The sequence below is a fragment of the Flintibacter sp. P01028 genome (assembly GCF_041925235.1).
In the GTDB taxonomy this organism is placed as follows: domain Bacteria; phylum Bacillota; class Clostridia; order Oscillospirales; family Oscillospiraceae; genus Lawsonibacter; species Lawsonibacter aceti.
This window is the reverse complement of the sequence record NZ_JBHEVC010000008.1, coordinates 80,660-95,848: the sequence shown is the minus strand read 5'-3', so window position 1 is coordinate 95,848 and position 15,189 is coordinate 80,660. Positions and strand designations below refer to the sequence as shown.

The following is a 15,189-nucleotide window of genomic DNA, read 5'->3' as shown; positions in this document are numbered from 1 at the left end:
CTGGTCTTGTGGATATTTTAAGGAGTAGAACGCAAAAAATAAAAAAGTGTACTTTTTGGAATCGAAGATTATGATAAAATTTGTAGCTAAATAGTTGCTTTTTCCTTGCGTGAATGCTATATTTTTTATTGTAAAGGTGTGCTTTCTCAAATTTGGGAAAGTACACATTTTCAAATTGGATTAAGGGGGATCTTGAAAACAATGAAGAAGCAAATCATGGCAAAAATATTGGCTGTAATAATTGTGATGACTTTTGTTCCTTCGAATGTTTTTGCGACCGAACCGCAAGGGGATGCCGAATTCAATTATGTTTATGAAGACGGCGTAGTTTACAAGCAAAACGGTGAAGAAACAAAAACTGAGCTGACCGGCGACGAACTGGCTGAGTTTAGCGGTGTCAGTCTGCACGGCATCGCGGATTTTAATGGGAAGGTATTTCCTACAATGGAAGCCGCCGTTAGCGCGGTCAGCGCAAAGCTGGCAGAAACAGGCGGCTTAGGGCAAGATGGATTAACAGAGGAAGAATTTAACGCGTTGTACACCGATAAAGTGCCAGAAGATAGCGAGCACCAAGGTGTCAGCCTGACGTGGACTATATTTGGAGAGGTCCAGCTTCCCAGCACTTTGAATCAATATTATTTGTCTGGAGGCCGACAAGCCGCATGGTACGGCAGTGTTGATAGGAGTATCCGCGCCATCAATATCGTAGGTTATGATGACAATGCCTCCATCGACATTGAAAAGCCCCTGAAAATGCCCTATCTGTGGTGGGGAGAAACCGCGGATGACTTTATGGCTCTCTCAATTAAAAATTTGACCTTAGACTGCGCAAAGGTCAATGCGGCAGGATCTTTTGCCATTGAGGCTAATTACAAATCGGGGTTTGACACCACCCTAGATAACTGTAATATTCAGGGTTCCATACACTACTACTTTCATGGAAAAGGCAATGTGACCGTCAATGATTGTAATTTTGATGGGAACGGCAGTACAGCATCCTATGCATTCTTTGCGCAGGGGCACGAAACGGAACCCTTGGCGGTTCAGTTTACGAACAACACGGTATCTGGATATCCCAGGGGGATCAACATTGATCAGGCAACAGCGGACGCCGTCATTTCCGGAAATACCATTACTCCGGGTGTGGGATATTCCGCTGTTCAGATCTCTGGTTGTCAGACCATTTTAATTGAGAATAACACTATTTATGATCAAGGAAACGCGATTACTCTGCATGAGAATCTGGCAAACAATCAAATAGACAACCGGGAGATCACCGTTAAAAACAACAAGATATACAGCGTAGATGGTGTGCAGGGTTATTTGATTTATGACGACATTAGCGCAACGAATAAAGACAGGGAATATTTCACGCTTGTCTGGGAGGGCAACGCTGTTGACAGTGGGATAATCTCCGATCAGGGCATCAAAGGATCAGAGGTATACGACCTCTCCAGTTATGTGAGCAGTGTCCTTTCTCCCGTAGCCAAGATTGGAAATGTGGGATACAACTCCTTGCAGGCCGCCTTGGACGATGCTCAGAACGGAGACACGGTCCAGATCCTGCCTGGCACCCATTCGGAAGCTATCACTATGCCCTTAACAAACATTACAGTGCAGGGCCCGGAGGATCATACAGCCATTTTGACCGGCGGTATTTCCTTCGCCGGAGGGTCGGCCAGTGGACTGAATATGACCATCGAGGACCTGGTATTCGACGGCAAAGGAATCAGCCTGACGGCCTGGACCCAAACCACCGATCTGCACCAGGTAGGGACTTTGGTTTTCCGTGACAATGAGTTCCGGAATATAACCGGCGACAATATCTATGCCATCCATATCAATAATGGCGACTCTCCTATCAGCGGGCTGACCATCACCCAAAATCAATTCAGCGGTGCCCAGGATAGCACTAAAAACGGCGGCGTGTATGCCACAGTCTGCGGCACAGCTACAATTACGAATAACATTTTTGCGAATATGGGATTCAATGGAATCACCCTATCAGGTTCTGACGGAATCAAAACTGTTGTTATCTCTGACAACAAATTTGACCAGTGGGCCACTCATGGCACTGGCGAGAAGGACGGCCGCGCGATGAGACTGTCCAATCTGTCCGACGCCACTACCTTGGATATTACCAAAAACAGTTTTATCTGCGATACCATGCAGGAGGAGATCATCAAGGTCACCGAGCTGGGCGCGGAGCAGGACATCGACCTGAGCTATTGCTATTGGAATGGCTTAAATCCTGATGAGATCATTGGCGAAGGCCAGGGAAAGATCCTGCTAGTACGAGATGACACAACAGAAGAAGGGACAAATGAAAACACACAACTAGGTCCTTACTACACCGCGCCTACTATGCGCCCTGAAGATCTGAACACTTATGTCCCCTCCTCCAGTGGCGGTGGAGGCGGCTCCAGTAGCTACTCCGTCAGCGTGGACAAGAACATTGACAACGGCAGCGTGACCGTGTCCCCCAAGAGCGCCTCCAGCGGCCGGACGGTGACCATCACTGTCAAGGCCGACGAGGGCTATGAGCTGGACGAGCTGACCGTCACCGACAAGAACGGGGACGAAATCGAGCTGACCGACAAGGGCGACGGCAGGTATACCTTCAAGATGCCCCGGTCCAAGGTAACCATTGAGGCCTCCTTCGTGGAGATCGACCACCAGGATACCTGCCCCGCCGCCGACTTCCGGGATGTGGACGAGGACGCCTGGTACCATGAGGCGGTGGATTATGCCCTGGACAATGGCCTGATGTCCGGTGTGTCCGACCGGGAGTTCGCCCCCGGCAGCACCCTGACCCGCGCTATGGTGGCCCAGATGCTGTACAGCCTGGAGGGCAAGCCCGCGGCCGGCAGGGCTGACTTCGCTGACGTGGCGGAGGACGCCTGGTACGCCGACGCCATTTCCTGGGCGGCCGGTGAGGGCATCGTGTCCGGCTATGGCGACACCTTCGGCCCCAACGATCCCATTACACGGGAGCAGCTGGCGGCCATCCTGTACCGCTATGCCCAGAACGAGGGGTACAAGACCAGCCAGAGCGGCAAGGGGACAGAGGGCTATCTGGACGCCTCCTCCATCTCCAGCTATGCCGTGAAGGCCATGGACTGGGCGGTAAACGCCGGTCTGCTGTCCGGCAAGGGGAACAACACCCTGGCGCCTACCGCCGGGGCCACCCGTGCCGAGGTAGCACAGATTTTTATGAACTTCTGTGAGAACATTGCCAAGTAAGCGGACATTAAAATAAGAGGAAAGGGCCTCTGCCGAAAGGCGCGCCCCTATAAGGAAGTAATTTGATTGTCGCAGGGCGGCATGGCTGAAAGGTCATGCCGTCCTGCCTTTTCTTTGCCGTTCCACGGTTTGATCGTCGCCCGGCAGGTTGACTTCTCCAATGAAGTTCCAGACCAGTTCAATCTTCTGCCTGCGGTGGCCGCTGGACTTATCCGGCGCATGGACGATAATCTTTTTTACAAACTCATTGACGATGGTGGGCGTCAGTTCACGAATACCCACATATTTCCGTACAATGGCTGCAAAGCTGTCAAAGTCGGCTTTATCCTGTTCAAAGGTTTCTACCGCTTCCTGCCATATTTTGACCTGCTCTATCAGTTCTTTTTGTTCTGCCTCATAAGCAGCGGAGAGTTTCAAGAACCGCTCATGGCTGATTGCGCCGCTGATGTCGTCCTCATAAATGCGCTTGAAAATGCGGTCGAGTTCGGCAATACGCTTTTCCGCTTGGGCGATTTCACGCTTGTGCTTCTTGACCTCTTTTTCGGCTTTTTGGAAGTGCTGCTTTTTCGCGGCTTCCTCAAATGTCATAGCATCGTCAAAGAACAATGCCGTCACATCGAAAATCCGCTGCAAGGCAAACAGTTTCAGCGTTTCTTCCCGGATAAAATGTGCAGAACAAGTTCCTGTATTGCTCTTGTAATTGGAGCAGACATAGTGGTCTTGCTTGGGCGAAAAGCTGTTTGTCGTACAGAAATACAGCTTGTCCCCGCAATCCGCACAGTAGAGCAATCCAGAGAATAATCCCTGCTTTCCTGTCTTGCTGGGACGGCGCTTGTTCTCCCGAAGCTCCTGTACCCGCGCAAAGACTTGTTCTTCGATAATGGCGGGCTGAGTATTAGGAAAAATACGCTGGTTTTCCGGGGCGTTATGCAGCCGCTTTTTCAGCTTGTGGGACTTGGAATAAGTCTTAAAGTTCACCGTGCAGCCGGTGTACTCTGGCCGCTCCAAAATTCCCGCAACAGACTTGGGGCTCCACCTGTAAGGCTTCTCCGGCAGCAGTTTTCCGTCCCGCTGGGCGCAGTGAGCTTTCACCGTCAGGACGTGTTGGGCGGTCAGCAGTTTGGCAATCTGCATGGGGCCTTTTCCTGCAATACACAGATCAAAAATCCGTTTGACAACCTCAGCGGCTTCCTCGTCCACAATCCACTTCTTTTTGTCCGCCGGGTCTTTCATGTAACCATATGGCGGATTGGTGCAGAGGTGTTCCCCAGCGTTCCCTTTGGCACGCATAACGGCCCGGATTTTCTTACTGGTATCGCGGGCATAGAAGTCATTGAACAGATTGCGAAAAGGAGTGAAATCGTTGTCCCCTTTATCGCTGTCCACACCGTCATTGATAGCAATATACCGAATATCACGTTCTGCAAAGAAGCTTTCGGTATAGTAGCCGACTTTCAGATAGTCCCGTCCCATGCGGGACATATCTTTGACAATGACGGTTTTGACTTTTCCGGCCTCGGCCAGACGAATCATTTCATTCCAGCCCGGCCGATCAAACGTCACCCCGGACACTCCATCATCAATGAAAAATGTCGGATTGGGGAAACCATTATCGGTTGCATACTTCAAAAGGATTTTCTTCTGATTGGCAATGCTGTTGCTCTCGCCGTCCAGCGCATCCTCTTGGGACAGGCGGGCGTATAAAGCGGTGATGTTGTCGGGATAGTTGGTGTTTGCTGTCATGGTTCATTCCTCCTGTAATGAACGCCCGACAAACAGGTTGCTGTCTTTATTATACCGTGCTTTGTGGTCTTTGTCAGCATCCGTGGTGGTTTCTGATCGAATGAGCCGTATCATTTTGTCGTAAAGCAGTTCTGTACCGCCGCAGGAGGTTTCCACTTCATATACGGTTCCGCCGATTGTGTAGCACACGGTTTCTTGCAGTGGATTTCCTCTTTTCGGGAGATAATCGCTCTCTTGTACTTTTGTTTTCTGTTCCATTCCGTTCCCGTCCTTTCTGGAAGAATCACAACAGAGCAAGCATAGGGAGTGTGGCCACACTCCCGCGAAATCTCCATTTCCGGCAACCTGCCGGAGTGGAGATTTTGGTCTGTTGGGAACTTCCCAAATCCTTGTTTTTTGCTTTGCTAATAATACGTTTGCAAGGACGAAAACTGCCCGCTAAAATGGAAAGCTCCTAAAAAAATCATTCTGTGCGCAATATAATCTGCTTGACAAGTATAAAAGAGATTGCTATACTCCATACAGACCGTTGGTTTGTATGGAGGTGCAGGATGGCGAGAAACAAATACCCTGAGGAAACCGTGAAGCTGATTTTGGATGTTGCCACCCATCTGTTTTTTAAAAAAGGATATGACGCAACATCTTTGCAGGACATCATCAACGAAACGAAACTTTCAAAAGGCGCAATCTACCATCACTTTTCGTCCAAAGAAGAAATATTTGAAGCGATCTTTCACCGTATAGGGGAAGAAAACACAAACGCTTTGGCAAAAGTCCGCGATGATAAATCCCTGAACGGGCTGGAAAAGCTGCGGGCGATCTTTAAGGCCGCTTTGTTTAACTCTAACCAGAGCCTAATGCTGACCGTTACGCCCTGCTTATTGGATAATCCGCGCTTTTTGGCAATGCAGATTGCCCAGCTCTATCAGATTGTTGCTCCAAAGTTCATCCAGCCAATCTTGCAGCAGGGGATTGACGATGGTTCCATTCAGGCGACAAATCCCGGTGAACTGGCAGAAGCCATCATGGTCTTGTCGAATGTATGGCTCAATCCGCTGGTTAGTATGACGGATGAAGCGGGGATGCATAATCGTTGTGAAACATTCAATGACCTGCTGCAAGGCGTTGGTATCAATCAACTTTTGGATGGCGAAATGATAGAGGGCTATATTAGCTACTGCAAATCCCAGCACACGGCTTAACTCCCTAAAATGAGCTGCTCTCAATGAGCAGTTTATTTTAGACACACACCAAACCGACGGTCGGTTTAATAGTAAAATAGTGGAGGTATTTTATGCAAACAAAACTTTTCAGGCGAGATTTCACTCTCGTCGTGATCGGCCAGATCATTTCCCTATTCGGCAATGCCATCTTGCGCTTTGCTCTGCCGCTGTATCTGTTGAGGGAAACAGGTTCGTCAACGTTATTTGGTGTTGTGACCGCCTGCTCCTTTGCTCCGATGGTCATTCTTTCGATGGTCGGCGGTGTCCTGGCTGACCGTGTGAACAAGCGTGACATTATGGTGGGGCTGGACTTCTCCACGGCAGCTATTATCATGCTATTTTACTTTTCGCTGGGGAAAATCCCAACCGTTCCGCTTTTTATCGTTGTCTTGATGCTACTCTATGGTATTTCCGGTACATACCAGCCAGCAGTACAGGCAAGCGTTCCGCTTCTGGTAGCGAAAGATAAACTGATGGCTGGAAATGCGGTGATCAATCAGGTCAATACGCTTTCCGGCCTGTTGGGGCCGGTGATCGGCGGTGTGATGTTCACCCTTTGGGGCATTTATCCGATTTTGCTTTTGAGTGCGGCGTGCTTTACTTTCTCCGCTATCATGGAAATCTTTATCCACATCCCGCATGAAAAACGCCCGCGTGAAGTCGGCGTATTTCGGGTAGTCGGAATGGACTTGAAAGAAAGCTATCAGTTTGTAAAGACAGAAAAGCCCATTTTCTTTTCGGTGGTCTTTCTGGTGTCCATCTTCAATTTGGTTTTAAGCGCGGTGATGATTGTGGGAACCCCCATTCTCATTACACAGGTGTTAGGGATGTCTGATACCATGTACGGCTTTGCACAGGGGGCGCTGGCGTTGGGCGGTCTGTGCGGCGGAATTTTAACCGCAATCGTATCGGAAAAGCTGAAAATCCAAAATTCCTATGTGCTGCTTTTGGTTTGTTCCATTGCCGTGGCGGTTATGGGGATTTCCCTTTTCCTGAATGTGCCCGCCATCGTATCGTATTGGGCAATCACTTTCATGAGCTTTACCGCTATGGGAGCCTCTACGCTCTTTATGGTTCAGATTTACACACTGGTACAGACGCAGACCCCGCCTCAATTAGTTGGCAAGATCATGGCAGCACTGATTTCCATTGCAATGTGTGGGCAACCGATTGGACAGGCGATTTATGGTGTTCTATTTGACATTTTTGCAGCGCATACATGGGTGGTTTTAATTGGGGCAGCGATAGCTGCATTTTTGATCTCTCTTTACTCGAAAAAAATTTTCGGCAGGTTGGAAAATAGCAAGTGACCACCTACTGTAATATAAATAGCTAAACCTGATCTGCCCTGCGGCGGAAAAGAAAAAAACCGTTGCCGGGCAGGTTGCTTTCGTGCGCTCAATATACATATCCCTGCGGCGGTTTTGATGAATCAAAGTCGCCGCAATTCTTTGCCCAGAGCAACACAGGTTCGGCGGCTCGTGGAGGAAACTGCTATGTTGCAACAGTCTGTTTTTCTGAAGAATAGCTTCTTAAAAAAAGTTTCTCCCCAGTATGGGATAAGTCTGGACGAGAATATGTACGATACGATGTAAGCAAGGTTCATACGGTATACCATTGTGGTCATTGGTTCTGTCCCCTGTGGGGCGAAAATCCTGTGTTGTTGCGGACTTTCGGTGCGGGCCGAAGCCACTGTAATAACATAAATACATGGGGCAACATAACCGTTCCCGACTTTTCACTCTCCCGCAGAGGGGAGGTGAAAAGATGATATACGCCTTTAATGAGTATGAAGAACGGTGCCGGTTTGATGCTTTTTGTAAAGTCGTTCTACGCCATGAAGCAATAGACTATTTCCGCGAACTCCGCCGCCAACGGAAAAGGGGGATCCAGTTCAACACTTTGTCGCAGCATGAAATGGACAGGCTTTGTACGCTGGACGATTACCCAAGTGACAGCTTTGTGTTCACGGCCTTTGGCTATGACCTACATATTCGGGACGAGCTGGTGGCCGGGGCCTTTGCCACTTTGCCAGAGCAGGAACAGAAGATTCTAATTCTGCATTGTGTGTTGGAATTGGCCGACGGCGAAATTGGCGGCTTTGTGGGAATGTCCCGCAGCGCCGTACAACGGCACAGAACAAAGACGCTGAGTGAACTACGAAAAAATTTAGAATCCAAAGGAGCGAAAACATGAAGCAGCCAACTTTTAACGGCAGGGCGCTTTTGCCCATGTCCATAATCGAAGCAGCCCGTGCTGGTGATCTTCTGGCAGTGGAACGTGTCTTGCGGTATTATGATCGCTATATCAACAAACTTTGTACCCGGACGCTCTATGAGGAGGACGGTATGCCTCATATGCGTGTAGATGAATACATGAAACACCGATTGCAAGCAAAGCTGGTGAAAGCCATCGTGAACAAGAATTAGCAAAGACAAAAGAAGCCGTCAAGGGTCAAGATGAACGCTCCGCGCCCTTGACGGCTTCCTCTGTCTTTACTGTATGGTAAATAAGCGGGCGCAAGCAGAAATCCGCATGCGCCCGCTGATATTATGATGTTTGCGCCTACGCATTTAGAGGGGGAAAGTACCGATAGCATAAGGCTTTTACAGTATGAATGGGCAACCAGAAATAGCCTGACATTCAATCCCTTATAGTTACAACTTAAAATGCGTAGAAATTAAAATTTCCAAATTGTATCATATGCAAGTTTTGCCATATGTTTCCCGCGATTAGTTATATTACTCTCAGGCCAATCTACTAATTCTCCGTAACGTTCTACAAATTTTTTTGTTGAAACAAAATTTGATCTCTTATAATAAGGAATCTTTTCGGTATAAGTTTTATCAGCAGCACCGCCATTTATTGGTTCTGCAAGCATAAGCAAATTTCCAATCAGACAATGAGTATCTGTTCCGTCATCATTGGCTATGTGTTCGATAGAGAATTTGTGGACAGTTAGTTCCTGATTGGAGGATAAATAGTATTCTTCAATTCCAGAAAGGATGTATTGAACCTCTTTTTTCCGACTTGGAGTCTTATAACTTTTTACCCGGTGTGACCATCCCAAAAGTATAAAATTTGCTTCAAATGTATTGTAATCTGGGTAATATTGGTATAGCTTTGATTTTAATTCGTTTAAAGCAGTGGTAGCATCCTCATTTTCAATTTTACGAGCATATTGATATACCATATCTTCTATGGTATTTGATTTACCATTACACACAACACCGTATCCAAGATAAAAATTTCGGATAAAAACAAAAAACTTTTCCGCTTCGCTTTCTGTGATTTTATGACGTTTATATGCGGAAATTACCGAAAGGAATAATGGGCGGAATTGTCGATGATTATTACTCAAAAAGAATTGCAATGATTCTTTAATAATTGGATTGTCGCATTCGTCTGGAAAATAAAACATCCGATAAAAGGAGGCCTTTTCATACAGGTCATCCAAAAAATCTCCCATATGTTGGCGATCGCAGAACTGCTTCACAATTCGGAATTCTGTATTATCCTTGTTAGGCTTTTCGAATCGGTGTGAGACATAATGTGTGAAAAAGCTATCTAATGTTGATCGCCTATTTATATACAGTTTAGCCTCCATAGAATCCCATTTCATTTTGGCTGTATCAATATTGGCACGAGGATGAATATACTTAAAAATGTAATTTTTTATCAGCTCATGCTGCTTCAAATCAACACCACGCGCGTTTAGAATTTCGAAAATATTGTAACTTTCTTGCTGATTTGAAGCGCGGATGTCTATTACATCTAATCCCATAATCTTATCTTTAATATTTCCAAGTTCAACAGCAGGATCTTTACTATTATGAATCAACTCTTGAAACTGATTATAGAAAAAGAGAAAGCATTGCTTGACATTAACATTGTCTTGTGGTGAATTTTCCAAATATGCTCCGGAAAACAAATTGGATTTAGATTGTAAGCTGTTATATTCTGTTGATTCCGCAACAATAAATTGGAAATTATTCAGGTCTTGATTATCAACCCGTACATAATCTGCTCCCATATCATCTGTGCCAATAATATACTTTGTTACACCGCGAAAACGAGCTTCTTCTCCTATTTCATTGAAAAGTGTACATATAGCACATAGCATAAGGGTAATGGTTGTCAAACGCTGTTGGCCGTCAATCACGATTAGATCTTTCCCACTGCGCTCAAAAACAAAACTTCCCAAAAAATGAGTCCATTCAATTTCTTGACCTTTTTCTTTGTACTCATTGGAAACATCAAGACAATATTTTATATCATCAAAGAGTTCTCGCCACTGCTTCTCTTGCCATACATATTTTCGCTGATACCGTGGAATTACATACTTGACATCTCCAGAAAGAACATCATTAACTTTTTTCTGTTGAGCATCAAAGGCCATTTTCATCTGCCTCCTATTTCAAATGTTGAATGAAAACATCCCATCTATAATTAATTTACCAAAATTATACCACGATAATGATTTATCGACAATTGCTAACATAAAAAAGCCGGTACTGATCCAGTCTTATCTGATTCAGTACCGGCTTTTTCTAAAGAATTAGCAACCCTGTTTGTCGGCTATTAAGTTGGGGGGATCTCTACCACTTCCTTATTAGCGTTCTTCTAATGGCAGAGGCCCTTTTGTTCATCGCTGGGGCAGGTATTCGGCGGGGTCTACCACCACACCGTCCACCGCAGTCTCCAGATGGAGGTGGGAGCCCATGTTGCTCTCCGCGATGGCTGTGGCACCGACGGTGGCAATCGCGGTACCTGTTTCCACCGTATCTCCCTCCGCAACCAGGACCTGGTCTAGGTTACAGTAGGTTGAGGTCAGGTCGTTCCCATGGTCAATGACCACGGACGTACCCATCAGGCCATCTTCAAAGACCTGGACCACAGTGCCGTCGCCCATGGCTAGCACCTGGGTGCCCGCCTGGACAGAGAGATCCAACCCTCCATGGGTACGCCAGTCCCCAAGTGTGGGGTCCAGCAGCAGCGTCTCCACACTGAACTCCCGTAAGATCTCTCCCTTTACAGGCCAGGTGAAAACGGTGGCGGTAGGCTTGTCCTCTTGGGGCGTGGTTTCGGCGGGCTGCTTGACCGGCTCTGGGTCATCCGGCTGGGTCACCGGTTCCGGATTGCCGGTGGGCTGGTCATCCGGCTTTGATGAGACCGGCGGGGTAATGGTGCCCGCGGGATCGGGCCCGTTGGCCTCGGAGTCAGGCAGGACCACGGTGGGGTTTCCGGTCACCGGCGAGGTCCCACCCATATCACCGGCGATGGAGTTGAGGAGATAATAGCCCGAGATTCCTATGGTGGCGACGCACAGGAACAGGACTATGTAAAAGCCCTTTCCCAGCATGAAGTCGCCCAGACGTTGTATCAGGTTTCGATTCTTCACAAAATGCACCTCCGAAGCCTATTGTGGACAGCGGAAGGAGTGGTTATACATGGCAGGCAAAAATTTTCTGGCCGGCCCGGCCATGGACGAATCCCCCTTTTTATGGTATACTGCTTAAAAATCAATTACAGTTCTCGGGAGGTCCAGATGTATCAAGAACTAACACTGTCTAATGGAGCCCGGATTCTACTAGAGCGGGTGGCCGGCGCGCGGTCGGCGGCCCTGGGCTTTTTTGTCGGCGCTGGCTCCCGACACGAATCGGCTGTGGAGAATGGGGCCGCCCACTTCATTGAGCATATGCTGTTCAAAGGGACAGCCCGCCGGTCCGCTGCCCAACTGGCCCGAGACATGGACGCCATTGGCGGTCAGGTCAACGCCTATACCACCAAGGAGCACACCTGCTTCTACGCCCGGAGCCTTGACCGTCACCTGGACCAGGCCCTGGATATTTTGAGCGACATGCTCTTTCACTCCAGATTCGCCCAGAAAGATGTGGAGATGGAGCGGAGCGTCATCCTAGAGGAGATTGGAATGTATGAGGACGCCCCGGACGACCTGGTATCCGAGCGGCTGGCCGCCGCCGTGTACAAGGGATCCCCCCTGGCCCGTCCCATCCTAGGCACCCAATCCACCCTGGCCCCCATGACCGGAGCGTGGCTAGACCAGTGGCGGCGGGAGCACTACCGACCAGGAGTTCTGGTTGCCGCCCTGGCAGGCAGCTTTACGGACAGCCAAGTGGACAAGCTGAAGGACTGCCTGTCCGCTCTGGAGCCGGGGGTCGCTCCTGTCCAGAAGCCAGCCGCCTACCGCCCGGCGGTCACCGCCCGGAAGAAGGCCATTGAGCAAAACCACCTGATCCTGGCCTTTCCCTCCCCGACCTATCTGGACCCCAGGCGGCGGCAGCTCCAGCTGCTCAACGCCCTGCTGGGGGGAGGGTGCTCCTCGCGCCTGTTTCAAGAGGTCCGGGAGAAGCGCGGCCTGTGCTATACCGTTTACTCCTATGTGGCCGACCACCAGGATACAGGGCTTCTTGGCATCTATACCGCCGTTGGAAAAGAGCAGGAGCGCCAGGCCCTGGACACGGTCCGGGACGTAGTGGAGCGGCTGCTCCAGGAGGGGCCGTCCCAGGAGGAGCTTGACCGGGCCCGTGAGCAGGCCAAGGCCAATCTCCTGATGGGCGCTGAGTCTATTCAGGCCCGGATGAGCCACCTGGGGGCCTCCGCCCTCCTGTACGGCAGGGTGCAGGAGACCGAGGAGATCATCTCCCTCTATGACAGCGCCACCCGGGCGCAGTTGAGGGATCTGGCCCGTGAGATCTTCCACTGGGACCTGGCCTCCCTGTCCGCTTTAGGACGGGTGGAGGCCGGGGACCAGTACCGCCGCTGGCTGGAGGGGTGATTTTTCTCCCGCTTTTTGGAAAAGGGGCTTTTTCTCGCCCGGTCCATGTGTTATGATAGAAAAAAAGAACGTGCCTGGAGGAGAAGTCCATGCCCTATGCCATCCTTGCGGCTGTCCTGGTGGCCCTGGATCAGCTGGTGAAATATCTGGTCCTGCAAAACATTGAGCTGGGGGCCCATGTGCCCTTTATTCCCCATCTGCTGGAACTGACCTATGTAAAAAATACTGGGGCGGCCTTTTCTATTTTTTCCGAGCACACCTGGCTGCTCGCCCTGGTGTCCCTGGTCATGTCCGTGCTGCTGGCCCTGGCTATCTGGAAGAATTTTTTTCATCATCCACTGGGAAAGGTCATCCTGACCCTGCTGCTGGCCGGGGCGGTGGGCAACCTTATCGACCGGGTCTTCAGGGGCTTCGTGGTGGATATGTTCAACGTGCTGTTCATGAATTTTGCCGTCTTTAATGTGGCGGACATCTGTGTGGTGGTGGGGGGCATTGCCGCCGCCCTCTACTATCTCTTTCTGGCGGATAAATTGGAGCCCCATCCGGGCAGGGAGACTGACGATGATCCCGCTTGATCTGACGGCCGACCGGGAGGGGGAGCGGTTGGACGCCTTTTTGGCCCGCTCTGTCCCCGACCTGACCCGCTCCGCCGCCCAGCGGCTGCTGGAGCGGGGGGCGGTCACCCTCCGGGGCCGGGCCGCCAAAAAAAATGACAAGACCAGGCTTGGGGACAGCCTAACAGTCTGTCTGCCCGAACCACAGCCCGTGGACTTGGTCCCCCAGAACATCCCTTTGGATGTGATCTATGAGGATGACGATGTGATTGTGGTCAACAAGCCGGTGGGGCTGGTGGTCCATCCGGCACCCGGACACCCAGACGGGACCCTGGTCAACGCCCTGCTGTACCACTGTGGGACCTCTCTCTCCGGAATCAACGGGGAGCTTCGCCCCGGCATCGTCCACCGCATTGACCGGGACACCTCTGGCCTGATCGTCGCCGCTAAAAACGACCGTGCCCATCTGGCCCTGGCCGCCCAGCTCCAGGATCACTCCCTGGCCCGGGTGTACGAGGCGGTGGCGGTGGGAGGCTTTCGGGAAGACTGTGGCACTGTGGACGCTCCCATCGGCCGCCATCCGGTGGACCGGAAAAAGATGGCCGTTGACCGCAAAAACGGCCGGGAGGCGGTGACCCACTGGTCCGTTCTGGCCCGCTATCCTGGCTATACCCATGTGGAGTGCCGGCTGGAAACAGGCCGTACCCACCAGATTCGGGTCCATCTGGCCTCCATCGGCCATCCGCTGCTGGGGGATACGGTGTACGGCAGCAAAAAGCCATGGCCCGGACTGGCCGGCCAATGCCTGCACGCCCGCAGGCTCCGGTTCGTCCACCCTTCCACCGGGGAGCCGCTGGAACTGGAGTGTCCGCTGCCTGATTGGTTCCGGGATGTCTTGGAAAAGCTGGAACATTAAAAGCTCCTGTGCTGGCCTATGGCCGATACAGGAGCTTTTTCATGGGTATCTGGATTTCCATACCAGAATCACAGGAGCGGCGGGCTTTTTCCCTTGCTGAAAGCGGCGGGCAAATATGATTTGCTTGTCAGGGCAAACCGGTTCAGATATACTGAACCCAGAACACAAGAACAGGAGGGGACTTATGAAACAGATCTCTCAAAATATCCGCCGGCTTAGGAAAGAAAAAGGGATGTCCCAGGAACAGCTTGCCCAGGCCCTTCATGTGACGCGGCAGACGGTATCCGCCTGGGAGCGGGGAATAGCCCAACCAGGTCTGGACGTTCTGGGGCAGATCGCCCAATTACTGGGGGTGGAGCCGGAGCGGCTGCTTTACGGCGAGGACAGCGGCCGGGGGCGGGTTTACCGCGGCGTGTCTTTCTGGCCGGTATTGGGCGTGATCCCCATGTTTTATGTTATGGTATTCTGGGTTCTGCCCATCCCTATAAGCCTGGTAGCAGGCACTTTTACTGATACAGCTATTGTGCTGTGCGGTCAGCTCTTTTTAGCCATCGTCATGATGTTCTGCTACTGTGGGTTGAAGGATGAGATCCGAAACCGGGACTACTATGACCAGACAGAGGACCGGGAAAACGACGACCTGGAGTAGTGTGGGGAAGGAAATTGCATCAATACAAACGCGGGGAGCGCCTATCTGGGCGCTCCCCTTTC

At 50.4% G+C, this 15,189-nt stretch carries 13 protein-coding genes; 9 read left to right on the top strand and 4 right to left on the bottom strand.

The genetic code is table 11. The features are described from left to right. Window positions 1-201 precede the first annotated feature (201 nt). Window positions 202-3,243 (top strand): S-layer homology domain-containing protein, encoded by a 3,042-nt coding sequence (locus tag ACEVJK_RS13095; protein ID WP_374740772.1) that lies wholly within the window; start codon window positions 202-204, stop codon window positions 3,241-3,243. A 93-nt stretch (window positions 3,244-3,336) separates the two neighbouring features. On the opposite strand, the gene ACEVJK_RS13090 is transcribed toward ACEVJK_RS13095, so the two are convergent. Both ACEVJK_RS13090 and ACEVJK_RS13085 read right to left on the bottom strand, forming a co-directional pair. Next, window positions 3,337-4,986, bottom strand: coding sequence for a DUF4368 domain-containing protein (locus ACEVJK_RS13090; protein ID WP_374740771.1), 1,650 nt, complete (start codon window positions 4,984-4,986; stop codon window positions 3,337-3,339). Window positions 4,987-4,989: 3 nt separating this feature from the next. Continuing rightward, complete coding sequence (locus tag ACEVJK_RS13085; RefSeq protein WP_374740770.1) at window positions 4,990-5,244, bottom strand: hypothetical protein; 255 nt, start codon at window positions 5,242-5,244, stop codon at window positions 4,990-4,992. Window positions 5,245-5,537: 293 nt separating this feature from the next. Here ACEVJK_RS13085 and ACEVJK_RS13080 point away from each other — a divergent pair, with 293 nt between their 5' ends. The 4 genes from ACEVJK_RS13080 to ACEVJK_RS13065 all read left to right on the top strand — a co-directional run bounded on the left by ACEVJK_RS13080 (window position 5,538) and on the right by ACEVJK_RS13065 (window position 8,638). Next, complete coding sequence (locus tag ACEVJK_RS13080) at window positions 5,538-6,188, top strand: TetR/AcrR family transcriptional regulator (protein ID WP_374740769.1); 651 nt, start codon at window positions 5,538-5,540, stop codon at window positions 6,186-6,188. 92 nt (window positions 6,189-6,280) lie between these two features. Further along, a complete protein-coding gene (locus tag ACEVJK_RS13075; RefSeq protein ID WP_374740768.1) occupies window positions 6,281-7,519 on the top strand; it encodes an MFS transporter in 1,239 nt (412 codons plus the stop codon). A 400-nt stretch (window positions 7,520-7,919) separates the two neighbouring features. Continuing rightward, window positions 7,920-8,405: an RNA polymerase sigma factor gene (locus ACEVJK_RS13070; RefSeq protein WP_374740767.1), complete on the top strand. Its 486-nt coding sequence runs from the start codon at window positions 7,920-7,922 to the stop codon at window positions 8,403-8,405. Next, window positions 8,402-8,638 (top strand): helix-turn-helix domain-containing protein, encoded by a 237-nt coding sequence (locus ACEVJK_RS13065; RefSeq protein ID WP_374740766.1) that lies wholly within the window; start codon window positions 8,402-8,404, stop codon window positions 8,636-8,638. Before ACEVJK_RS13070 ends, ACEVJK_RS13065 begins: the two co-directional genes overlap by 4 nt. 251 nt (window positions 8,639-8,889) lie before the next feature. Here the strand turns inward: ACEVJK_RS13065 and ACEVJK_RS13060 are convergent, their stop codons facing one another. Beyond that, window positions 8,890-10,608: a DUF262 domain-containing protein gene (locus ACEVJK_RS13060; protein WP_374740764.1), complete on the bottom strand. Its 1,719-nt coding sequence runs from the start codon at window positions 10,606-10,608 to the stop codon at window positions 8,890-8,892. Window positions 10,609-10,854: 246 nt separating this feature from the next. Next, window positions 10,855-11,610: a M23 family metallopeptidase gene (locus ACEVJK_RS13055; RefSeq protein ID WP_262669499.1), complete on the bottom strand. Its 756-nt coding sequence runs from the start codon at window positions 11,608-11,610 to the stop codon at window positions 10,855-10,857. A gap of 147 nt (window positions 11,611-11,757) precedes the next feature. Here ACEVJK_RS13055 and ACEVJK_RS13050 point away from each other — a divergent pair, with 147 nt between their 5' ends. The 4 genes from ACEVJK_RS13050 to ACEVJK_RS13035 all read left to right on the top strand — a co-directional run bounded on the left by ACEVJK_RS13050 (window position 11,758) and on the right by ACEVJK_RS13035 (window position 15,127). Further along, on the top strand, window positions 11,758-13,008 hold the full coding sequence (locus ACEVJK_RS13050; protein ID WP_147572313.1) for a pitrilysin family protein: 1,251 nt from the start codon (window positions 11,758-11,760) through the stop codon (window positions 13,006-13,008). Between the two features lie 89 nt (window positions 13,009-13,097). After that, the gene (gene lspA / locus ACEVJK_RS13045; RefSeq protein WP_147572314.1) at window positions 13,098-13,583 is read left to right on the top strand and encodes a signal peptidase II; all 486 of its coding nucleotides are present in this window, start codon (window positions 13,098-13,100) and stop codon (window positions 13,581-13,583) included. Beyond that, window positions 13,570-14,478 (top strand): RluA family pseudouridine synthase, encoded by a 909-nt coding sequence (locus ACEVJK_RS13040; protein WP_147572315.1) that lies wholly within the window; start codon window positions 13,570-13,572, stop codon window positions 14,476-14,478. The genes lspA and ACEVJK_RS13040 overlap by 14 nt, the downstream gene beginning before the upstream one ends. Window positions 14,479-14,662: 184 nt before the next feature. Further along, window positions 14,663-15,127: a helix-turn-helix domain-containing protein gene (locus tag ACEVJK_RS13035; RefSeq protein WP_374740763.1), complete on the top strand. Its 465-nt coding sequence runs from the start codon at window positions 14,663-14,665 to the stop codon at window positions 15,125-15,127. Window positions 15,128-15,189 lie beyond the last annotated feature (62 nt).